The 20,725-nt window shown below is 67.0% G+C and carries 20 protein-coding genes; 8 read left to right on the plus strand and 12 right to left on the minus strand.

Features of this window, described 5'->3' with window-relative positions:
- Positions 1 to 24: 24 nt before the first annotated feature.
- The 8 genes from OXM58_05345 to OXM58_05380 form a co-directional block, all read right to left on the minus strand.
- The gene (locus OXM58_05345) at positions 25 to 1,083 is read right to left on the minus strand and encodes a helix-turn-helix domain-containing protein (protein ID MDE0147776.1); all 1,059 of its coding nucleotides are present in this window, start codon (positions 1,081 to 1,083) and stop codon (positions 25 to 27) included.
- Between the two features lie 126 nt (positions 1,084 to 1,209).
- Complete coding sequence (locus tag OXM58_05350) at positions 1,210 to 1,839, minus strand: hypothetical protein (GenBank protein ID MDE0147777.1); 630 nt, start codon at positions 1,837 to 1,839, stop codon at positions 1,210 to 1,212.
- Between the two features lie 64 nt (positions 1,840 to 1,903).
- Positions 1,904 to 2,179: a BMC domain-containing protein gene (locus OXM58_05355; GenBank protein MDE0147778.1), complete on the minus strand. Its 276-nt coding sequence runs from the start codon at positions 2,177 to 2,179 to the stop codon at positions 1,904 to 1,906.
- Between the two features lie 45 nt (positions 2,180 to 2,224).
- Positions 2,225 to 2,476, minus strand: a complete 252-nt coding sequence (locus OXM58_05360) for a hypothetical protein (protein ID MDE0147779.1) — start codon at positions 2,474 to 2,476, stop codon at positions 2,225 to 2,227.
- Positions 2,473 to 3,333: a nuclear transport factor 2 family protein gene (locus OXM58_05365; protein ID MDE0147780.1), complete on the minus strand. Its 861-nt coding sequence runs from the start codon at positions 3,331 to 3,333 to the stop codon at positions 2,473 to 2,475. The genes OXM58_05360 and OXM58_05365 overlap by 4 nt, the downstream gene beginning before the upstream one ends.
- 2 nt (positions 3,334 to 3,335) lie before the next feature.
- Complete coding sequence (locus OXM58_05370; protein MDE0147781.1) at positions 3,336 to 3,956, minus strand: BMC domain-containing protein; 621 nt, start codon at positions 3,954 to 3,956, stop codon at positions 3,336 to 3,338.
- Between the two features lie 4 nt (positions 3,957 to 3,960).
- A complete protein-coding gene (locus tag OXM58_05375; protein MDE0147782.1) occupies positions 3,961 to 5,436 on the minus strand; it encodes an aldehyde dehydrogenase family protein in 1,476 nt (491 codons plus the stop codon).
- A 25-nt stretch (positions 5,437 to 5,461) separates the two neighbouring features.
- Entirely contained in the window at positions 5,462 to 6,538 is a 1,077-nt protein-coding gene (locus OXM58_05380) for a TauD/TfdA family dioxygenase (protein ID MDE0147783.1), read from the minus strand.
- A gap of 343 nt (positions 6,539 to 6,881) precedes the next feature.
- Between OXM58_05380 and OXM58_05385 the strand changes: the two genes are divergently transcribed.
- Positions 6,882 to 7,532, plus strand: a complete 651-nt coding sequence (locus tag OXM58_05385; GenBank protein MDE0147784.1) for a GPP34 family phosphoprotein — start codon at positions 6,882 to 6,884, stop codon at positions 7,530 to 7,532.
- A 460-nt stretch (positions 7,533 to 7,992) separates the two neighbouring features.
- Positions 7,993 to 9,192 (plus strand): Fic family protein, encoded by a 1,200-nt coding sequence (locus tag OXM58_05390; protein MDE0147785.1) that lies wholly within the window; start codon positions 7,993 to 7,995, stop codon positions 9,190 to 9,192.
- An 18-nt stretch (positions 9,193 to 9,210) separates the two neighbouring features.
- Here OXM58_05390 and OXM58_05395 read toward each other — a convergent pair whose 3' ends face one another.
- Positions 9,211 to 11,547, minus strand: coding sequence for a xanthine dehydrogenase family protein molybdopterin-binding subunit (locus tag OXM58_05395; GenBank protein ID MDE0147786.1), 2,337 nt, complete (start codon positions 11,545 to 11,547; stop codon positions 9,211 to 9,213).
- Between the two features lie 439 nt (positions 11,548 to 11,986).
- Here OXM58_05395 and OXM58_05400 point away from each other — a divergent pair, with 439 nt between their 5' ends.
- From OXM58_05400 to OXM58_05420, 5 genes are all read left to right on the plus strand, one after another.
- A complete protein-coding gene (locus tag OXM58_05400; GenBank protein ID MDE0147787.1) occupies positions 11,987 to 12,676 on the plus strand; it encodes a DUF2848 domain-containing protein in 690 nt (229 codons plus the stop codon).
- A 20-nt stretch (positions 12,677 to 12,696) separates the two neighbouring features.
- Entirely contained in the window at positions 12,697 to 13,107 is a 411-nt protein-coding gene (locus OXM58_05405) for a hypothetical protein (GenBank protein MDE0147788.1), read from the plus strand.
- 94 nt (positions 13,108 to 13,201) lie between these two features.
- Positions 13,202 to 13,780 (plus strand): MarR family transcriptional regulator, encoded by a 579-nt coding sequence (locus OXM58_05410; protein ID MDE0147789.1) that lies wholly within the window; start codon positions 13,202 to 13,204, stop codon positions 13,778 to 13,780.
- Positions 13,777 to 14,241, plus strand: a complete 465-nt coding sequence (locus OXM58_05415) for an OsmC family protein (GenBank protein ID MDE0147790.1) — start codon at positions 13,777 to 13,779, stop codon at positions 14,239 to 14,241. The genes OXM58_05410 and OXM58_05415 overlap by 4 nt, the downstream gene beginning before the upstream one ends.
- Before the next feature lie 9 nt (positions 14,242 to 14,250).
- The gene (locus OXM58_05420) at positions 14,251 to 15,729 is read left to right on the plus strand and encodes a hypothetical protein (protein ID MDE0147791.1); all 1,479 of its coding nucleotides are present in this window, start codon (positions 14,251 to 14,253) and stop codon (positions 15,727 to 15,729) included.
- A 224-nt stretch (positions 15,730 to 15,953) separates the two neighbouring features.
- Here OXM58_05420 and OXM58_05425 read toward each other — a convergent pair whose 3' ends face one another.
- A complete protein-coding gene (locus OXM58_05425; protein ID MDE0147792.1) occupies positions 15,954 to 16,850 on the minus strand; it encodes an AraC family transcriptional regulator in 897 nt (298 codons plus the stop codon).
- A gap of 231 nt (positions 16,851 to 17,081) precedes the next feature.
- Here OXM58_05425 and OXM58_05430 point away from each other — a divergent pair, with 231 nt between their 5' ends.
- A complete protein-coding gene (locus tag OXM58_05430) occupies positions 17,082 to 19,199 on the plus strand; it encodes a molybdopterin oxidoreductase family protein (protein ID MDE0147793.1) in 2,118 nt (705 codons plus the stop codon).
- A 4-nt stretch (positions 19,200 to 19,203) separates the two neighbouring features.
- On the opposite strand, the gene ppk2 is transcribed toward OXM58_05430, so the two are convergent.
- Complete coding sequence (ppk2, locus tag OXM58_05435; GenBank protein ID MDE0147794.1) at positions 19,204 to 20,049, minus strand: polyphosphate kinase 2; 846 nt, start codon at positions 20,047 to 20,049, stop codon at positions 19,204 to 19,206.
- Positions 20,050 to 20,278: 229 nt separating this feature from the next.
- A complete protein-coding gene (locus OXM58_05440) occupies positions 20,279 to 20,707 on the minus strand; it encodes a hypothetical protein (protein MDE0147795.1) in 429 nt (142 codons plus the stop codon).
- Between the last annotated feature and the right edge of the window lie 18 nt (positions 20,708 to 20,725).

Below are 20,725 nucleotides of genomic sequence, written 5' to 3' on the forward strand. Positions count from 1 at the left end.
TTGCGGTCGAAGTTGCCGAACATCCTACGATGCCGCTTCGGCGTCAAAGGGTTCGGCGGCGGAATCGAACGGATCGGCCCCCGGGTATTCCAGCAGGCCGAACTGTTCGCGATACTGGCCGGGCGTCAGCCCGACCAGCCGCCGGAACAGCGTCCGGAAAAACGCGACATCCCGATAGCCGATCCGCGCGCCGATGTCCTCGATGCTGGTGTTGGTGGTCTCCAGGCGAAAGCGGGCCTCCTTGACCCGCAGGTGTTGGATGTAGTCGGTCGCGGACTGTCCGGTCGCGGCCTTGAAGCGCCGCTTGAAGGTGCGTGACGAAAGGCCGGACGCCGCCAGGGCTGCGGACATCACGCCGGCATCCGGAAATCCGCTGTGCAGCGCCTCTTGCGCGCGTGCGACCGCGGCATCGCCGTGATTGCGCGGCGGGAACCATTCGGCGTAGGGCTGCTGGCCGCGCACCTTGCGAAAGATCGTGAAGGACTTGGCGGTCTGCGCCGCGGTCACCGACCCGGCGAAGCGCGCGATCAGGTAGAGCGCCAGGTCCTGCCAGCAGGTGCCGCCGCCGGCCGTGACGATACGGTCGTGCGGCCCGGCCGGAATCAGCACCCGATGGGGCTGGAAACTGACGGCGGGATATTTCCGCTGCGCGCGCTCCGCCAGCGTCCAGTGGGTGGTCGCCGCGCGGCCGTCGAGCAGGCCGGCTTCGGCAAGCAAAATCGCCCCGGACGAGTTCGAGCAGACGAGGCTGCCGCGGCGGTAGGCGGCGCCCAGCCAGTCGACGACCGGCCGCCAGGCGTCGGGAATCCCGATCGGTTCCTCGAACAGCGCCGGCAGGAAGACCGTCGGCACGAAGGCGATGTCCGGCGCCGGCATATCCTCCAGCGCCTTGTCCGCGTGGGCCGTCAGGCCCTGAAAGCAGCGCAGCGGCCCCTGTTCGCGCGCCAGCACCGATACGTCGAAACGCCGGGCCGTGGCCGGATCCTCGTTCAGCACCTGCCAGATATACCCCGCGCTGGACAGGATATCGAACGGCCCGGCGATCGCCGAGGACATGACTCCCTCGGCGGCCACGATCGCCACCGTCGTTGGTTTCGGGTCCGACACCCCAATCCGCCCGGCGCATCCCTCCGTCGACGCGTGGCGCCGATAAAAGACCATCGGCGGACGCGACGCAAACCGTGAGGGTTCGGCCGGACATGGCGGCGCTCAGTCCGCTCTGCCGGGGATGGCCGCGAGCGCTTCGGACACATGCGCCAGCGCTTCGCGCAGCGTGCCCGCATCGCCCGCCATGTAGACCCGGCCGCTGGCGCCGATCATGCGGCATTCGACCAGGCTTATGCCGGGCTGTACCCGTTCGGCCTCGTTGGCGACGAAGGCGCCGAACAGGGCCGGTACGCACTCGATCAGCAGCAGGCTCTGGCCGGTCAGGATCATGTTGGCCTGTTTCGAGCGGTTGATGATGACGGCGTGCTGGTCGGTCACATCCTCGATGATGTCGGAGAACAGGATGCGCGGCTTGAGCTGGTCCTCCGGTTTGGCCTTGAGCCATTTGAGAATCGCCCGCCCGCCCCGGCCGAGCGCCCGCCGGTCCTCGCTGTGCAGTTCGAGCACGCCGAACTGGCGCTCGACCGCGAGAATGCCCGGTTCGAGCGACGGCACCGACTTGAGCGCGAGATCGATCACCCGCTCGATCACGAGACCGGGTGCGATCTCGATGATCAGCGAATGCATGCCCTCGAGCGGAACGTAGCCGCGCGCCGGCACCGGCGAACTGAGATAGGCCGCGAACTGGCGTTGCAGCCCGTTCAGCGTCAGGTAGACGCGCAGCTCAGGCATGGCGCCCGCTCACCCGCCGGGCCGTAGCCCCCGCGGTGCAAAATGCCGCCGTCATTTGCCGCCCTCATTTGCCACCGGCGAACGCCTTCTGCACGTCGGCGTGCGGGCGCGGGATGACGTGGACCGACTTGACCTCGCCGACCTGGGAAGCCGCCTCGGCGCCGGCCTCGGTCGCCGCCTTGACCGCGCCGACATCGCCGGTGACGCTGACCGCCACCAGCCCGCCGCCGACCTGCTCCCGGCCCGCGATGGTCACGTTCGCGGCCTTGACCATGGCATCGGCCGCCGCATAGGCGGCGACGTAGCCGACCGTTTCGATCATTCCTACAGCCTGAGACATTCCATCCTCCGTTCCGATGGGTGGTTTTCGGGATAACTTGATGTTTCAACCGCCGTTTTCGTCGAGCGAGCCGACGATCAGGGCGTCCACGACGGCCTTGCCTTCGGGGAACCAGTTGGTTGCGGCACGGCCGAAGGTGACGAGCACGCGTTCGCCGTCGCCGGAGCCGAGCGGATCGAAGGCGATGACCCGCTCCTTGGCGCGGCCGTCCAGTTCGATTTCGAGCAGGGCGCCGGCCGGGAGCCGGTCGATACGCTTGGTCGCCCAGACGCGGCCGACCACGGTGCCGGTTTTCATGGGTCGCTCCTCTCGATGGTCAGGCCGAGGGCCCTGGCGCGGTCGCGGGCGAGCGGTGTGACGACGGCGCGCCGGCCGATGGCCAGCCTTGTGCCGAGCCGGGCCGCCTCGACGACCTTGCACTCGGTAATCACGCCGTCGGCGATATCGAGCGACGGCGCAGCCGCGCGCGCGCCGCCCGTGGCGGGACGTTTCGCGGTCCGCTTTGGGGCGCCCGACCGGCCGCCGGGCGGGACGGATTTGTTGTAGGCGTCCTTGAGCGCGATCTTGCCGCCGCGCACGATGTAGAAATCGAGGCCGGTGAAATCGTGGAACTTGCCGTCGGGGCCCGTGCCGGTGACCCGGTAGTGCTGGTAGACCCGGTCGCCGCTGACGAAGATGACCTCGTTGACCGCGGTGAAATGCTTGAGGAAATCCCAGCGTTTCGTATAGGCATCGCGGAAGGCGGCCTTGCCCTTCGCCGACGTGTAGGGCGCATCGGGGCCGCCCGGCAGGCGCCATTCGAAATCGTCGGTCACGGTCTCCCACACCCGGTCGAAATCGCCGGTGTTGAAGGCCGCGAAGAAGCGGTCGAACGCCGCCCGGCCCTCGGCCTCAGCCGGGCCGTCTGCGCCCGCTTCCAGCCGCGCATCGAAGGCGATGCCGCCGCTCTTCAGGCGCGGCCCGAGTTCGGGCGAAGCGGCGATGGCGCCCGCCAGTTGCGCCAGGCGGCCGGCATCGGCGCTGTCGCGGATGACGACGGGAATGCGTACCGGCACGCCCTGCCCGGCGGCCGAGGGCGGCGGCGCCTCCGCGCCCTGCGCTTCCGCGATCGCCTCCCGCACCAGCTTGCGGATCGCGTCCGTCTGCTCCGCCATCGCTATGCTACTCCCGCACCCGGGGCCGCACCGAGCGCCGACCTGGCAGCGTCGGCGGCGGTGCGCACGTCGGACGCCGTGCCGGCCATGTAGAGCCGCCCGGCCGCGCCCATGAACCGGCAGTCGACCAGCTTCACGTCGGCCGCCTTCTCGGCTTCGTTGGCGGCCAGCAGTGCGTTGGCCGAGGGCGTCATTTCGAAGATGAACAGGGTGTCGCCGGGCAGGAGCATGCTGCCCTGCTTGTTCCGGTTGACCAGGAAGGAGTGATAGGGGTCGATCCGGTCGACGATCCGCGACGCCAGGACCTCCGGCGGCATGGCGTCGGCCGCCGAAACGCCGGCCGCCTCCAGGATCGCCGCGCCGGCCGAGCGGACCGAAGCCGGATCGCTCGCGTGAAACTCCAGATAGCCGAACTGGCGCTCGACGACGAGATTGCCCGGCCGGATCGCGTCGTGCTTGAGCGCGATGTCTGTCAGCCACTCGATATCCATGCCCGGCGCAACCTCGACGATCATCGCCGCGTCGCGCTGCCGGGGCAGGAAGCCGCGCATCGTCGAGCCGATGTAGCACATGGTCTGCGGCTGCAGCTGGTCGAGGAAGATGTAGGAGCGCAGGGTCGGCATCGGCTCAGCTCCGCGCCAGTTCCTCGGCGACGATGCGCCGGATTTCTTCCTTCAGCGCCTGCACCGTTGCGTCGGTGCTGCGGGCCGGTTCGGTCCGCTCGTCGACGGGCTTCGCGGCCGGTGAGTCGCCCGCGGGAAATGCGACCCGCTTCCAGTCGATCAGGTCTTCGGGGCCGAGGTTATGATCGATCGAGCTCTTGCCGGCGAAGCCGGTACCGATGGTGAAGGTGACCGGCAGGGCCGTGCCGCGGCCGACCGCGCCGTTGGTCGGATCGCCGTTGACCACGATGCGGTAATAGTCGAGCGCCGCGCCGAACAGCACGGCCTGCTCCGGGTCGCCGGTGAAGATCGCGGCGGTGTGGCCGGCGCCGGCCGAGCGCAGCATGCAGCGCGCGACGGCGATGGCGCCCTCAACCCCGTCGACCGCCGCCGCGCCGAGCAGGACGGAGAGCTTTTCGCGCGCCATCGGCGGCACGCTCCCGGAGTCCTGGGCGGCAGCGGCATCCTCAAACAATCCGACGATGGCACGGGTCTCCGGCGGCAGCGACAGGCCGGCAATCTGCGCCACCCGGCCGGCCGGCTGGCCGATGATCGCCGGGTTGAGCCGGCCGCCGGGAAAGGCGGCCGCCTCGAGCGTCGCCAGTTCCTCGTCCGAGCAGAAATATGCGCCCTGCTGTTCGAGCAGGCCGCGCAGTTCGCGCCCCACCGGCCGGTCGGCCAGCACGACCGACGGCGCCGAACAGGGCGTGCCGTAATCGTATTCCTTGCCGGTGACGATCTTTTCGGCGGCTGAAGCGAGATCGGCCGACCGGTCGACATAGACCGGCGTGTTGCCGGGACCGACGCCGAGCGCCGGATTGCCCGAACTGTAGGCCGCGCGCACCATGGCGGCACCGCCGGTCGCGATCACCAGGTCGGTTTCGTCGGATTGCATCAGCGCGTTGGTCGCCTTGAGCGTCGGCTCGGCGAGAATCTGGATCGCGTCGGCAGGCGCGCCGGCGAGCCGGGCCGTCTTTTCGAGAAAACGCGCCGCGTCGGCGGTGCAGGCGAGCGCCGCCGGATGCGGGCTGAACACGATGGCGTTGCGCGTCATCAGCGCCAGCATTGCCTTGAAATAGACGGTGCCGACCGGCGAGGTCGAATTGGACAGGCCGACGATGACGCCGGCCGGGCGGCCGATCTCGACGACGTTGCGCGCCCGGTCCTGCCGGATGCCGCCGATCGGGGTGTCGCAATACGCCTCGTAGATCCGGATGCTGCCGGCGAGGTTCTTGTCGATCTTGTCCTCGACCTTGCCGAAGCCGGTTTCCCGGACTGCCCATTCGGCATAGTGGCGCGCGCGCCCGGCCGCCGCCTTGGCCACGGTGCCGGCAATCGCCATCGCCTGGGCCGGCGGCATGCGCCGGAACGCCTCCGCCGCGGCGCGGGCGCGGCGCAGCAGGTCCCGGCTGCTTTGCAGCGCTTCCAGATCCTTGTCCATCGGCTTCGGCCCGGCTCGTCGCGGGTCAGATGCCGGCTGCGCGCGCGCCGATGGCATCGAGATCGACGCCGTCCAGGGCGTTGAACACAGCGTGGACCGCGGCCCGTTCGGCGGCGGGTGCGGCGGCCAGCCTGTCGCTGTCGATAATCGAGCGCGGCCCGGCGCCGTTGCCGGCGGATGCCGCGGGCGGCCGCAGATGCGCCGGAACCGTCGCCATGTCGAGGCGCGGCTCGGCCGATCCGGCGGTCATCCGGTGCATGCCCCGGTAGTGGGGCGCGTAGTCGAACACCGCGTAGTGCTGGGTCGCGAAATTGTCCCAGATCACCAGCGAATCCGTCTCCCAGCGGAAGCGCACCAGGAACTCCGGCTTCTTGACCCATTCGAAGAGCATGGCGAGCAGCGCATCGCTGATATCGAGATGGATGCCGAAGAACTTTTTGGTCCAGATCGAATTGACGAACAGGGTCAGCCGCCCGGTGACCGGATGGTTGATGACGGCGGGGTGGGTCACGATCGGGTTCTGCTCGATCAGCCGGAACTCGTGCTCGTTCGCCATCGAATTCATCATCGACTGGCCGCCGATCCGGCCTTCCTCGACCCGGCGGTAGAAATCGATCCGGCGCTGGTGGTGCGGCAGGTCGTGATCCGCCTTGAGGCCGAGCAGCATGGTCTTGACCTGGTCGGGCAGCGCATCGAACGCCGCGGCGGTCGACGACCAGACGGTGTCGCCGCCGGACGGCGGCAGCTTCACCGCGCGCAGCAGGTTGACGCTGCTCGGCCGGGCGCGGAACGTCACGTCGGTGTGCCAGCGGTCGGTTTCCGGCTGGTCGTAGCCCTCGTGGGCGATGGTCTGGATCTGGGGATAGCCCTCGATGTGCGGGAAGAACTCGTGCTCCTCCAGTTCGCCGAACTGGCCGCCCAAGCGGATATAGGGCTCCGGCTCGATCGGCTGGTTGCGGAAGAACAGGACGTGGTATTGCCACAGCGCCGCCTTGATCTCTTCGTAGACGGCGTCGCTCCGCACGGCATTGAGATCGACGTTCGAGACCATGGCGCCGATATTCGGCGTCATCGGCTCGACCGAAATATGGGCATAGCTCATGGCGGCGCCCTCCCGAAGGCGCTTAGGTCCGGCGATTCTTCGGTCGAGTGTCGTTCGTCCCGATCGCCTTCTCAAGTGGCTGCCGGGCCAGATAGGCGAGACAGAATTTGCCGCGAGAGTCGCACGTTTCGGCGATCGGGGCGCAGGGTTGCGAAACCGGGCCGGGGGCAATCGGGCCACCGCAGCGCCCGCGTTCCCGTTCCGGGCCGGTTCCGGCATATCGAAAAGGTCGAAAGTGTAACGGACGTATAACGGAATTGTGCAAGCCGCAAACGGCGCGCTATGGTGGGCCGACCGCAAAGCCACCGCGATTGCCCACATCCCGACTCAGGAGTTCCCCCGTATGCTGAGATTCTCGGAAGAGATCATGCTGCTCTTGCTGGACGACAAGGGCGGAAGGTTCATCGACGTTCCCACGCTATCGCTCGAATATGCGCTCGCCGGAGCGGTGCTTATGGACCTGGCAATGGAGGGGCGGATCGATACCGATCCGGAGCAACTCTTCGTGATCGACCCGAGCCCGCTCGGCGACGACCTGCTCGATCCGACTCTCGCCCGAATTGTCGAGTCGGAGGAGACGTTCGACGCGGCGTACTGGATCAAACAGACCGTGGCCGATGCCGAGAACATCCGCGAGGGATCCCTCGCCCGGCTCGTCGAACGCGGCATCCTGCACCGCGAAGAGGACCGGTTCATGTGGGTGCTGCGGACGCGGCGCTACCCGATCGACGACTACAAGACGGTGCAGGAGGTGAAACTCCGCATCATGGGCGTGATCCTGAGCGATGAGATTCCGGACGCGCGCGACATCATCATCATCTCGCTGGCGGACGTCTGCCGCATCTTCGAGGGCCTGATATCGAGCCGCGAATTGAAGGCGGCGGCGCCGCGTATCGAACAGGTCCGCCGGATGGACCTGATCGGGCGCGAGGTCGCGAAGGCGGTAACGGAGATCGAGACGTCGCTCGCCATGGCCTTCGTCCCGATGCACTGAGGCCGTTCGTTCCGGCAACGGCCTGCCGGACACGGCCGGACACGGCCGGACACGACCGCCGCCACGCGGGCGCTGCAAGCCCTGCCGGCGCAGCATCGGTTGAGAGACCCTGCCCAGGGTCCGTCGCTTTACGCGCAATAAAGAGCTTCTTTGCGCAATTTTAATTGCGCATAAAACTGTAATTTGCGCAAAAAGGTATTATATTGCGCGATCATTGGTATATTGCGCGGAAATCCGCGAAATCCGGCAAAGGCGCCATCCGTTGAAGCGAAATCGGGAATCAGACCTGCGGGCAATCGAAGACGTCGTACGGCGAGAGCGGGAAGGTTTGACCGCGCGGGAGATCGCCCAGGTATTGTACGACGCCCCGCCGCACCGGACCTTGCAACACCGCCTGAAGGCTCTTGTAGACGCCGATCGCCTGACGAGAGAGGGTTCAGGCCGCCGGGCGCGATATCGAATGCCGAAAGACATATTGGCCTCCTTCGAGGCAGTTTCCGGATCTCCTGCAGTCAGTTTCCGGCCAGACGCGGAGCCGCGACTTTCCGATGCTGGAGCCGAAATCCGGGACTATGTCCGTCAGCCGCCCGAAGCGCGGACACCGGTCGGCTATGACCGGTCTTTCCTCGACTCCTACCGGCCGAACCGGAGCTTCTATCTCTCCGAAGAGGAGCGTGCGCAACTGGCCGAAACCGGCAGGTCCGGAGTCGTAGAACAGGCCGCCGGCACCTATGCCAAGCGGATATTGAGCCGGCTGCTGATCGACCTTTCGTGGAATTCGAGCCGGCTCGAAGGCAACACCTACTCGCTCCTTGACACGGTACGCCTGATCGAAGCCGGCCAGGAAGCGGATGGCAGGGACGCGCGCGAAGCCCTGATGATCCTGAACCACAAGGCCGCCATCGAATTCCTCGTCGACGCGGCGGACGATATCGGCTTCGACCGCTATACGATTTTCAATCTCCACGCGGCCCTGGCGGACGATCTGCTGCCGGATCAGGATGCGCCCGGCCGCCTTCGATACGCCGCTGTCGGCATCGGCGGTTCGGTTTTCCACCCGCTTGAACTGCCGCAGTCGATCGAAGAGTGCTTCGATCGGGTTCTCGTCACTGCTGCGGCGATTGAAGACCCGTTCGAACAGGCCTTCTTCGCAATGGTGCATTTCCCGTATCTGCAACCCTTCGACGACGTCAACAAGCGGGTGTCGCGGCTTGCCGCCAACATTCCGCTCATCAAGGCGAACCTCTCGCCGCTGTCGTTCGACGATGTTTCGAGGGACCTGTACATTCAAGCGATACTCGGCGTGTACGAACTGCAGCGCACCGAACTGCTGCGCGACCTGTTTCTCTGGGCCTACGGGCGTTCCGCCATCCGATATGCTGCGGTGCGCCAGTCCATCGGCGAGCCCGACCCCTTCCGGATGCGCCACAGGACGGCGCTGCGCGACCTTGTCGGAGCCGTGATCCGCGCCTGCATGGACAAGAAGCAGGCCGCTGCCGAAGTCGAGGCGTGGGCCGTCCGGCACATCGAAGACGCCGAACGCGGAAGGTTTCGCAAAATCGCCGAACGGGAACTTCTCAGCCTGCACGACGGCAATTTCGCGCGCTATCGCATCACGCGGTCGGAATTTGCCGCCTGGCAGGAGGCGTGGCGCAATTAGTCGGCCGTCTCGCGGCAATCATTGTCCGCGGGACGCCGACCGGCTGGAACGGACGCGGCGAATCACCTGCAACACGGCCTCCGGCCGCAGCGGAATCCGGCAAAGCGGCGCGGCGTGACCGTTGCCGGCGGGGTCGATTGCCCGGGAAACGGCGTTCATTATGGCCGGCGCGACCGGGATGACGCCGCCTTCGCCGACGCCGCGCACGCCGAGCGGATTGGTCGTCGGAAGCGTGTGGAGATGCTCCAGCCGCACGGGCGGCGCGTCCGGGGCCGCGATGACCGCATAGTCGGCCAGGGTCCCGGTCAGCAACTGGCCGTCCCCATCGTAGACCAGTTCCGAAAGCATCGCGCCGCCGATCCCGTCGACCGCACCGCCGACGATCTGGCCGTCGACGATGGCCCGGTCGAGAAGCCGGCCCGCATCGTGGACGATGAAATAGTCCAGGATCCGGCAGCGGCCGGTCTGCATGTCGACGGCAACTTTCGTTGCGTGGACCGCGAGCGCGAAGGTCAGCGTCCCTTCCGTATCGAAGACGAAATGCGAAGACAGCGCCGGATCGCCGTCGTACAGCGGACCGCCGGGAGCCGCCGCCCGCGCGATATCGCCCAGATGCAGCCCGGTCCGTTCGCCGTCGGAACGGACGATCTCGCCTGCGTCCAGGAACAGGCTCTCGGGATTTTCCTGCAACAGCACGCCGGCATGGCCCAGCACCTTTTCGCGCAGGCGTTGCGCGGCGCCGGCAACCGCGTTGGCGCCGACGACCGCGCCGCGGCTGGCGAAGGCGCCGCGGCCGAACGGCAGGAGCCCGGTATCGCCCATGCGGACGCTCACGCGGCCGGCATCGACGCCGAGGGTTTCGGCGCACACACCGGCGTAGGCCGTCGCCTGGCCCTGGCCCTGGCTCGACATGCCGGAAAGGACGGTGACGTTGCCGGCGCCGTCGATCCGGACATCCGCCGATTCGAAGCCGACGAAGCCGGTGCTCTCGATGCCGCAGGCGAGGCCCCAAGCGGCGCGTTCGTGCGGCCCGGCGGTTTCGACCGTTTCGTTATAGCCGCTGCCGGCGGCGGCACGGTGAAGCAGCGCCGGAAAATCGCCGCTTTCGAAGCGGCACTTGGCGCCGCCGTACGGGATATGCGGCGCGTAGGGCATGTCGGCCGGCGTCACCAGGTTGCGCGCCCTGATTTCGACGGCGGACAGCCCGAGGTCCCTAGCGGCCATGTCGAGCAAGGCTTCGAGGGGGAAGGTCGCTTCGGGCTGTCCGGCGCCGCGATAGGTCGCCAGCGGCGTCTTGTTGGTGCCGACGCAGACGACCTCCAGAGACACGTTCGGAATCTTGTACGGGCCGGCGCAGTGGCCGGATGCGACCATGGCCGTGATGATGCCGCTGGTAAAGGCATAGGCGCCGATGTCGACCGTAAGCCGGCCCTTCATCGCCAGAATGCGCCCGTCGCGATCGTAGCCGATTTCCAGGTCGGTCTCGGTTGCGCGCGAATGGGTCGTCGCCTGGAAATGCTCGAGGCGGTCCTCGATCCATTTCACCGGCCGGCCGAGCACCCGGCTGGCGTGACCGATAACGACTTCCTCGACATAGGGCCGGGACTTGGAGCCGAAGCCGCCGCCGACATCCTCGGCGACCACGCGCACGCCGTCTTCCGGAAGGTCCAGGATCGCGGCCAGGTTCTCGCGCACGGCATAGTGCGTCTGGGTCGAGATATGCAGGGTCAGCGCGGCCCTGCCGGGGTCGAAGTCGGCGACGCAGCCGCGCGTCTCGAGCGGTACGGGGGCCTGCCGCGCGAACGCGAACCGCCGCGCAATCCGGCCGGCACACCGGCCCAGTGCCGCCCCGGCGTCGCCGGTCTCGTGCATGAACGTCGCTGCGATATTGCCCGGCCAGGCAGCGTGCAGCGCCGGCGCGCCCTCGGCCAGCGCGGCCGAAGCGGAAGCGACGACGGGCAGCGGCCGGTAATCGACCGCGACCAGCGCCGCCAGGTCCTCGGCCTCGTAGCGGCTGCCGGCCACCACGAGGGCGACCGGCTCACCGACGAAACGGACGCGGCCCCGCGCCAGAAAGGGCATCATGGCGGGCCGCAGGTCCGGATGGCCGTAGCGCGTTACCAGCGTCTGTTCGATGAAGGGCAGATCGTTGGCCGTCAGCACCAGCGGCGCCCCGGCCGCGCGCGCTTCTCCGGTCTCGATGCCGGCGATTTCAGCATGGGCGACCGGGCTGCGCACGAAGACGGCGTGCGCCATGCGGTCGAGCGCCCGGTCGTCGACGAACCGCGCCCGGCCCGTCAGCAGGCGCGCATCTTCGACGCGGCCATTGCCGGTTGCGGCGCTTTCAGCGGCCATATCCGGCGGGCTTCCTTCTCACAGGCGGACAGGGCGTTCTCATCGATGGGCGTCCTTTCACGGCATGAGCGGCGGCGGATCTCGGCGCGCACTCTCTGCGATCGGAACGATGCCGGCAAGCCGACCGGAATGGGTGCGCTTCGGAAAATCGACGGCTGCGCACATCCATTCCCGTCATTTCGACCGGAGCGGCGCAGCCGCGGAGCGGAGAAATCCTTTACTCCCGGTGCGACGGTCAATGCGCCGTGCCGAAAAGATTTCTCCACTTCGCGGTTCTCCGAACCGCTCCGGTCGAAATGACGGGAGGAGTGTATGCACGGCAGGCGACACGGGCCGCGACACAGCCCGTGACGCAAGCCGTGACCGGGGCGGGAAATCCGCGCTAGGATGGGCGTCCGCCGGCCGCGCCGGACGGAAACAACCGCATCCGGAGGGCCGCATGGGCGAGAGCGCCGCACAACTCAATCTGACGGTGCAGACGCAGGACGGCGAGGAACCGTTCACCGGCGGCGTCGGCGAACTGGTCATCGCCGGCTGGACCGGCCGCAACCGCGAGGCGATGGAAGCCCATATCGCGGAGCTGGAGGCGATCGGCATCGCAAGGCCGAAGACTGTGCCGATGTTCTACCGGGTCGCGGCGGGCCTGCTCACGACGGCGGCGGAAATCCAGGTCTCGGGGCCCCATTCCAGCGGCGAGGCGGAAACGGTTATCCTCAATCTCGGCGGGCGCCACTATGTCGCCGTCGGGTCCGACCATACCGACCGGCAGGCGGAGACCGTCGGCGTGTCCCTGTCCAAGCAGATGTGCGCCAAGCCGATCGGCGCGACGGTCTGGCCCTACGAGGACGTCGCCGGCCATTGGGACGATCTGGTCCTGCGCTCGTGGATCGAGGAAGACGGCGGGCGCAGCCTGTATCAGGAAGGCACGGCCGCCGCGATGCGCCCGCCCGCGGAATTGCAGGACCTCTATGGCGGCCTGGCCGAGGGCGCGGCCATGTTCGGCGGCACGCTCGCGGTGCACGGCGAGATCCGCACGTCCGCCGCGTTCGAGATGGAACTGGAAGATCCGGTGCTGGGCCGCCGCCTGCGCCACCGTTACACGATCCTGCCGCTGCCCGTCGAAGGCTAGACGGGATCGGGGAGGGAAGGATGCCGTTCAACAAGCCCCATATGGAATTCTTCGCGCTCGACATGGACAGCGGCTGGGAGCGGCCGCCCGGCTATACCGACGACGGCGTGCAACAGAAAATCCTCGCCAGCGACATCGACGAGGACAGCAAGACCGGCAGCCGGACCCGGTTCCTGCGCTTCGATCCGGGCGCCTTCAGCACCGTGCCCTTCGTTCACGATCACTGGGAAGAGGTGTATCTGGTCCATGGCGATCTGACGGTCGGCAACGACGAGAAGGGTGAGGGCGGCGAGAATTTTCTGGCGCCGACCTACGCTTGCCGGCCGCCCGGCATCTACCACGGCCCGTTCAAGAGCGAGGGCGGCTGCCTGCTCTACGAAATCCACTATTACGACGAAACCAGCCCCTTCGACGGCGATCTGCAACTGTAGGAATTTCCGAATTGGGGGTTCAGCGGCAAAGGGGTGGACACTATAAATTTTACTATGCTACATAATTAAGTAACCTACCAAATTGCTGATCTGCATGGATTTCGCCAACCGATACGCGCCGCCGCTGAGTGTGAGCCGGCCCGAACTGCTGGACGACAGCCCGAACGGGCTGGCCGACGACCGGTTTCGCGAGGCGATCTATACGCTGTTCATGACTGCGAACGGGTTCCAATCGGTGCGCGAGGCCTTCGGGAGGGAGATCGGCGCAAGCGGCCCGCAATATTTCATTCTGATGGCGATCGCCCGCGGGCACGCTCGCGGCGGCATCGGCATCCGGAGCATTGCCGATCATCTGGGCGTCGCCGCCTCCCACGTCACCGTCGAGGTGGGCAAGCTGATCGCCAAGGGCCTGATCGCGAAGCGCCCGAATCCCCAAGACCGGCGGCGTGTGCTGATCACGTTGACGCCTGCGGGCATGGCGGCGCTCGACCGGCTGGCGCCGTTGCGCCAGCGCATCAACGATATTCTGTTCGACGGGTTCTCGCGCGAGGAATTCGGCCAGCTGCATGGCTTCCTGCACCGCTTTGCCCGAACTACGGCGCGGGCGCAGCACGAGGTCGCGCTACACGAGAATTTCCGCAAGGCGGCTGAAGAGGAGGGAAAACATCCATGATCGCCGTTACACCGAAATCCGTTGTCACGCAGAAGCTGTCTGCCAGGGCGGCCACCCATACGCGCACCGAGGTGAGCGTGCGCGATCTGAACGTCATCGTCGATGAACCAGCAGCGCGCGGCGGCACCAACCGTGGAGCGACCCCGACCGAGACGCTGATGGTCGCGCTAGCCGGCTGCATCAACGTGGTTTCGCACCGGATCGCCGGCGCGATCGGCCTCGGGATCGACGATCTGTCGGTCGATGTCGCCGCCCGGTTCGACCGGCGCGGAGTGATGATGGAAGAGGCGGTGCGGGTGCCGTTTCCTCAGGTCGATGTCGAGATTCGTCTCACGACCGGCGGCGGCGACGCGCTGGTCGAGCGGCTGAAGACCGATCTCGGGAAATTCTGTCCGCTATCGACGGTGCTTCGCCAATCGGGCACGCAACTCAACGAAACCTGGCACGTCACAAAGACTTAGGAGGCCGACATGCTGAAGACCGGCAGGGAGCATCTGGAGGGGCTGCGCGACGGCCGGACGGTCTATCTCGGCGGCGAGAAGGTCGACGATGTCACGACTCATCCGGCCTTTGCCGCGGCGGCGCAGACCGTCGCCGACATGTACGACGCCAAGCGGGCGCCGGAAAATCTCGACACCTACTCCTTCGAGGAAGGCGGCGAGCGCTATTCGACCTGGTATCTGCGCGCGAAATCGAAGGACGACCTGCGCAAGCGCCTGAAATGCCACAAGGGCATCGCCGACATGACCTACGGCATGTTCGGCCGTTCGCCCGACCACGTCTCCGGCTTCGTCACCGGCATGTCGACCCTGCCGTCGGCCTTCGATACCGAAGACTGGAAATTCGGCGCCAACCTGGTCGCCTATTACGAGCACTGCCGCCGGAACGATGTCTACGCGACCTATGCCGTGCTGCCGCCCCAGGCGGCGCGCAACCCGGAATTCTACACGCGCCAGAACCTGCCGGTGCCGACGCTCTCGGTAATCGACGAGCGCGACGACGGCATCGTGATCAGCGGCATGAAGATGCTGGCGACCAGCGCGGTGTTCTGCGACGACATCTGGATCGGCAACCTGCTGCCGCTCGCGCCCAGCCAGGTCAAGCAGGCGGTGACCTGCGCCGTGCCGGTGGGCGCGCCGGGGCTGACCCTGTGGTCGCGCCAGCCGCTCAACCTCAACACCTCCAACGAGTTCGACGGCCCGCTCGCCTGGCGCTTCGACGAAACCGATTCCATGGTGATGTGCGAAAACGTCTTCGTGCCGTGGGAGAAGGTGTTCGTCATGGACGACGCCATCAAGGCGCGCAGCATCTATATCGAGACGCCGGCGCACTGCTACGGCAACCACCAGTCCAACGTGCGCTACTGGTCGAAGATGGAGCTGATCGTCGGCCTGTGCTCGAAGGTGGCGCAGGCGACCGGGGCGATCGAGGTGCCGGCGGTCCTCGAAGTGCTGGGCCGCATGGTGGCGCTGGAGGCCACCCTCTCCGGCATGATCCACGGCCAGATCGAGGCAGCCGAGCAATGGCCGGACGGCTACGTCACCTTCAACCGGCGGATGATGTATGCCGCGCTCAACTGGTGCACGGAGGGATACTCCGCGATCATCGACCAGCTGCGCGAGCTGTCCGGCGGCGGCGTGTTCCAGATGCCGGCGAGCGCCACCGTGATGAACAACCCGGAGATCCGCGAACAGTTCGAGACCTTCTGGCAAACCCCGCAGCTGCCGGCGCTCGACCGGATGAAGCTGTTCAAGCTGGTGTGGGACATGGTGGGCAGCGAATTCGCCGGGCGCCAGCAGCAATACGAGAAATTCTACGCCGGCGCCTCCTTCATCATCCGCAACCACAACTACCGCGAAGCGCCCTGGGACGACTTCGGCGCCGTCGTCGACCGGCTGATGGACAGCTACGAGGTGCCGGAGGCGGCGGTGGCCGAAGCTGCCGAATAGGCGCCGCCGACCCGCCGTTCCGGCCGACCGCGGTCTCCCAATCCGTCATTTCGACCGGAGCGGCGCAGCCGCGCAGCGGAGAAATCTTCCACCCGCGGCGCCCGGTCCGGAACACGGTAGCTGAAAGATATCTCCACTCCGCCGCCCGGTGGACGGCTCCGGTCGATATGACGGATCAGGGTGTTTGAACTACGTCGGCCGATCCAACGACCGGCGAGAGCGGCCTACCCGCACCCCTCCCGATACGCCCCCGGCGTGGTGCCGACGAGGCGCTTGAACCAGTAGGTGAAGTGCGGCTGGGAGGAAAACCCGCAGATTTCCGCGATATCGGCGAGCGGCATCCGGCTCTCGGCCAGCAGCGCCCTGGCGCGCCCGATACGGCGGTCAATGACGTAGCGCCGCGGCGCCGAGCCGGTCGCGGCCTTGAAGGCGCGGGCGAAATGGAACGGGCTGAGGCAGGCCACGCCCGCGAGCGCCTCGATCGTCAGGTCTTCGCGGAGATGGGCCTCGACAAATTCGACGACGCGCCGGAGGCGCCGCGGATCGAGCGCGCCACGGACGCTGGGCAGCGTAACCGCGGACGGCTCCAGGTTCGAATGATGCCGCAGGATCTGAACGCCCAGCGCGGCGGCCAGGGTCTCGGCCAGCATCTTTCCGCCCGGCGCCGGATCGACCATCTCCGTCTGGACCGCCCGCGCAATATGCTCGATCAGGGGATCGCGAAAACCGCCGTCATAGTGCAGTCCGACATTGTCGGGGTCGAGATCGAGCTCCCGAAGCGCCGTCGCGGCCAGCGGCGACGCCGGCAGGTACATGTGAACGGTCTCCGGGATATCGCCATAGATGCGGATCATGTCTTCGCGAATCCCGGCCGGGCACAGCCAGACCGTGCCGGGCACCGCATCGTGGTGCTGCAGCCGGCCATCGCCGCGCCGCCGGACATGAACGGCGCCTTCCAGCATGACGACGATTTCGGTCTCGCGCGGCCGGACCTCGCCGAGATCGCCTTCCGAATGGCTCCAGCGTTCGGCGAGCAGCCCGCCCCATCCCCGGTCGCGGCTCGATCCGAGCAGCGTTCCGGTGGTGTATTTCGCCCGGCCGTGTCCGGCCAATCCAACCACGCCGCCCCCTCTCGCAGCGGTTCGATGCGATGACGCACAGGTTCGCGGCAAAGCTTGGCACCGCCCCGAAAAGCCGGTCAAGAAAATTGCCGATGTGCAGCGGAAAATGAGCAAGACGATGTAACGGGACAGCAAAGCGCCGTAATGCCGGCAGGCGCCGCGGCGCGATAGCATCCGGCGTTTGCATTGTTGCGAAACATTCGTTTCGCGCCCGGGTTATGGAGAAGTCCGATGGCCGAAAAGACGGTATTCAGCGCCTGTCCGCACGATTGCCCCGACACCTGCGCGATGCTGACCACGGTCAGCGACGGCGAGGTCGTCAACGTCCGCGGCAACCCGGACCACCCGTTCACCCAGGGCGGCCTGTGCGTCAAGGTCAACGACTACGAGAACCGGGTCTACAGCGAGAACCGGGTGCTCACCCCGCTGCGCCGCACCGGCGCCAAGGGCGACGGGAAATTCGAGCGGATAAGCTGGGACGAGGCGCTGGACGAAATCTCCGGCCGCTGGAAGGAGATCGTCGCCGCCGACGGGCCGGCCGCCATCCTGCCCTACAGCTATCTCGGGACCGAGGGCATCCTGAACGGGCTGAATGTCGGCGACGCCTTTTTCAACAAGCTGGGCGCGACGGTGTCCGAGCGTACCTTCTGCGATTCCGCCGCCATCACCGCCTTCTTCATGACCTGCGGCCCGACCGCCGCGGTCGACCCGGAAAGCTTCGTCCACTCCCGCTACATCGTCCTGTGGGCGATCAACACGATCAGCAACAATTTGCACCACTGGCCGTTCATCGCCGAGGCGCAGCGCCGCGGCGCCAAGGTCGTGGTCATCGATCCCGTGGCCACGCGGACCGCCAAGCAGGCCGACTGGCACCTGCCGATCAAACCGGGCACGGATGCCGCCCTGGCGCTCGGCATGATCAACGTCATCATCGCCGAGGACCTGGTCGACCACGATTATGTCGCGAAATACACGGTCGGCTACGAGGAGCTGAAAACCCGCGCGGCCGGCTTCCCGCCGGACCGGGTCGCCGCGATCACCGGTATCGCCGAAGACGACATCCGGACGCTCGCCCGCGAGTTCGCCACCGTGCAGCCGTCGGTCATCCGCATGGGCGTCGCCATCGAGCGCAACGCGTCGGGCGGCAACGCCGTGCGCGCCCTGTCGTGCCTGCCCGGGCTGGTCGGCTCGTGGCGCCACTGCGGCGGCGGCATCCTGCACATGCCGATCTGGGCCTTCCCGATGAAGTGGGACGATATCAGCCGGCCCGATCTCATTCCCGAAGGCACGCCGGTGCTCAACCAGTGGCGCCTCGGCCCGGCGCTGACCGGCGAGATGGACCGGAAGATCAGTTCGCTGTTCGTCTACAATTCCAACCCCGCGGTGGTCGCGCCGGAGCAGGACAAGGTGCTGCGCGGCCTGGCGCGCGAAGACCTGTTCACCGTGGTCAGCGAGCATTTCATCACCGATACCGCGCGCTATGCCGATATCGTCCTGCCGGCAACGACCCAGCTCGAACAGTTCGACATCATGTTCTCCTGGGGCCACCTCTATCTGACGCTCAACGAGCCGGCGATCGCGCCGCGCGGCGAGGCGGTGCCGAACACCGAGCTGTTCCGGCGCCTCGCCCGCGCCATGGGCTTCGACGATCCCTACTGGCAGCGCAGCGACGAGGAGATGGCCGTCGACGCGCTGGACTGGAGCAATCCGGTGCTCGAAGGCATCGACCTCGACGGCCTGCGCAAGACCGGCTACGCGCGCCTCAAGGTCGGCACGCCCGACGATTTCGTGCCCCACCGCGAAGGCAATTTCCCGACCCCTTCGGGTAAGGTCGAGTTCAAGTCTTCCATGGCGGCGGGCGGCAACATGGTGCTGCCGCTGTTCCGCCAGGGCTATCTGGCCCATCAGCCCGGCGAACCCCTCGATCCGCTGCCGGATTTCGTGCCCCAGAACGAGTCAGCCGATACCAACCCGGCGCTCGCCGGGCGCTATCCCCTCAACATGGTCTCGCCCAAGAGCCACGCCTTCCTGAACTCGTCCTACGGCAACCTGCGCACGCAACTGCATCACGCCGGCGAGCAGACGGTGATCGTCCACCCGGCGGACGCCGAGGCACGGGGAATTGCCGGCGGCAGCGAGGTCCGGGTGTTCAACGACCGCGGCGATTTCCACGCCGTGGCCGAGGTCAGCGAGGACGCCCGGCCCGGCGTCGTCGTCGTGCCCATGGGCTACTGGGTGAAGGGCAGCCGCAACGGCTACACGGTGAACGCGATCAACCCACCGGCCTTCGCCGACTACGGCAACGCCCCGACCTTCTCCGATACGCTGGTCGAGGTTGCGGCGGCGTGAGGCGCTACTCTTCGCCGGGGTAGACCGGCGGGACCAGCGTCTGGTCGGAGAAGGGCGGCCGGACATAGGCGCCGGCCTCCGCGCGCTCCGGCAGCTCGATCGGCTCCGGCGTCAGGTCTTCGTAGGGGATCATGCTCAAGAGGTGGCTGATGCAGTTCAGCCGCGCGTGCTTCTTCACGTCGGCATCGACTACGTACCACGGCGCCTGCTTGATATCCGTATGCGCGAAATTCTCGTCCTTCGCCCTGGAATACTCGACCCACCGGCGCCGCGACTCCAGGTCCATCGGGCTGAGCTTCCAGCGCTTGTGATCCTGTTCGAGCCGGCTCTGGAACCGCTTTTCCTGCTCTTCGTCGGAGACGGAGAACCAGTACTTGATAAGGATGATGCCGGAGCGCACGAGCATACGCTCAAATTCCGGGCAGGAGCGCAGGAACTCCCGATGCTCCTCTTCGGTGCAGAAGCCCATCACCCGCTCGACGCCGGCCCGGTTGTACCAGCTCCGGTCGAACAGGACCATCTCGCCGGCGGCGGGCAGGTGGGGCACATAGCGCTGGAAGTACCACTGGGTCTGCTCGCGCTCGGTCGGCGCGGGCAGGGCGACGACCCGGCAGATGCGCGGACTCAGATGCTGCGTGATGCGCTTGATGACGCCGCCCTTGCCGGCCGCGTCCCGCCCCTCGAAGACGACCACGACCTTGAGCCCCTCGTGCTTGATCCATTCGAGCATCTTCACGAGTTCGAGCTGGAGCCGGAACAGCTCCTGCTCGTAGCGCTTGTTCCCGATTTTCCGGGGGCGGGCCTGCGCTTCTGCGCCGCCGTTCCCGGCCGTCTTCTTCGGCTTGTCCATGTCTTCCTCCCGGAACGCGGTCCCCAAAATGCTGCCCCGAAACGCAGCTGGACGGGCCGGTTCGATCTCCGCGACTCATGCAGCAAACCGGAAGGCGGTGCTACACCTTTCTGCGGCGCGCTTCCTCTTCCATTCCCGCTGGCCGGAGGTTCCCCGCGGCCCGTAGGGAAGGGTTTCAAACCCTCCCCTACACAATCGGCAACTGACTCGTCGCCGGCGCGCCGGAGGCTTACTCCAATTCCGGCAGGTTGCGGTTGTCCGGCAGGATATCGGCGACATCGGGCAGCGAGCGGTAAATCCGCTTCTGCGGCACGGCGAAGATGTCGAAATCCTTGAGGCAGCGGGTGTTGACCGCCCAGCCGTCGAACGGGACCGACCCCGTGTCGACCTCGCCTTGCGTCGGCATGCTGGTCCGGCGGAACGGCAGGATCCCGCAGACCGGGCAGAAATAGTCCCGCCCCGTATAGGACCCCCATTGATACAGGGTCAGCTCGGAGAGCGGCGTGTGGATTTTCACCGCCTCCGCCGGCATGCGGTGGATGAGCGCGCCGCGCACCCGGCAGATCGAACAGTCGCAGACCCGGACATGGTCGATGTCGGCGGTGACCTCGAAGCGGACCTTCCCGCAGTGGCAGGCGCCGTCGTAGGTTCGTTTCATTTCAATACCCCCCGGATA

It is taken from the genome of Rhodospirillaceae bacterium (assembly GCA_028819475.1).
Classification (GTDB): domain Bacteria; phylum Pseudomonadota; class Alphaproteobacteria; order Bin65; family Bin65; genus Bin65.

Excerpts from the sequence above, each read along its gene's own strand:
- OXM58_05350 (MDE0147777.1), bottom strand. The coding sequence starts at position 1,839 with ATGCCTGAGCTGCGCGTCTACCTGACGCTGAACGGGCTGCAACGCCAG.
- ppk2 (MDE0147794.1), bottom strand. The coding sequence starts at position 20,049 with ATGGACAAGCCGAAGAAGACGGCCGGGAACGGCGGCGCAGAAGCGCAG.
- OXM58_05385 (MDE0147784.1), top strand. The coding sequence starts at position 6,882 with ATGCTGAGATTCTCGGAAGAGATCATGCTGCTCTTGCTGGACGACAAG.
- OXM58_05365 (MDE0147780.1), bottom strand. The coding sequence starts at position 3,333 with ATGGCGGAGCAGACGGACGCGATCCGCAAGCTGGTGCGGGAGGCGATC.
- OXM58_05415 (MDE0147790.1), top strand. The coding sequence starts at position 13,777 with ATGATCGCCGTTACACCGAAATCCGTTGTCACGCAGAAGCTGTCTGCC.
- OXM58_05440 (MDE0147795.1), bottom strand. The coding sequence starts at position 20,707 with ATGAAACGAACCTACGACGGCGCCTGCCACTGCGGGAAGGTCCGCTTC.
- OXM58_05370 (MDE0147781.1), bottom strand. The coding sequence starts at position 3,956 with ATGCCGACCCTGCGCTCCTACATCTTCCTCGACCAGCTGCAGCCGCAG.
- OXM58_05430 (MDE0147793.1), top strand. The coding sequence starts at position 17,082 with ATGGCCGAAAAGACGGTATTCAGCGCCTGTCCGCACGATTGCCCCGAC.
- OXM58_05380 (MDE0147783.1), bottom strand. The coding sequence starts at position 6,538 with ATGAGCTATGCCCATATTTCGGTCGAGCCGATGACGCCGAATATCGGC.
- OXM58_05410 (MDE0147789.1), top strand. The coding sequence starts at position 13,202 with ATGGATTTCGCCAACCGATACGCGCCGCCGCTGAGTGTGAGCCGGCCC.
- OXM58_05390 (MDE0147785.1), top strand. The coding sequence starts at position 7,993 with ATGCCGAAAGACATATTGGCCTCCTTCGAGGCAGTTTCCGGATCTCCT.
- OXM58_05360 (MDE0147779.1), bottom strand. The coding sequence starts at position 2,476 with ATGAAAACCGGCACCGTGGTCGGCCGCGTCTGGGCGACCAAGCGTATC.
- OXM58_05405 (MDE0147788.1), top strand. The coding sequence starts at position 12,697 with ATGCCGTTCAACAAGCCCCATATGGAATTCTTCGCGCTCGACATGGAC.
- OXM58_05420 (MDE0147791.1), top strand. The coding sequence starts at position 14,251 with ATGCTGAAGACCGGCAGGGAGCATCTGGAGGGGCTGCGCGACGGCCGG.
- OXM58_05355 (MDE0147778.1), bottom strand. The coding sequence starts at position 2,179 with ATGTCTCAGGCTGTAGGAATGATCGAAACGGTCGGCTACGTCGCCGCC.
- OXM58_05395 (MDE0147786.1), bottom strand. The coding sequence starts at position 11,547 with ATGGCCGCTGAAAGCGCCGCAACCGGCAATGGCCGCGTCGAAGATGCG.
- OXM58_05400 (MDE0147787.1), top strand. The coding sequence starts at position 11,987 with ATGGGCGAGAGCGCCGCACAACTCAATCTGACGGTGCAGACGCAGGAC.
- OXM58_05375 (MDE0147782.1), bottom strand. The coding sequence starts at position 5,436 with ATGGACAAGGATCTGGAAGCGCTGCAAAGCAGCCGGGACCTGCTGCGC.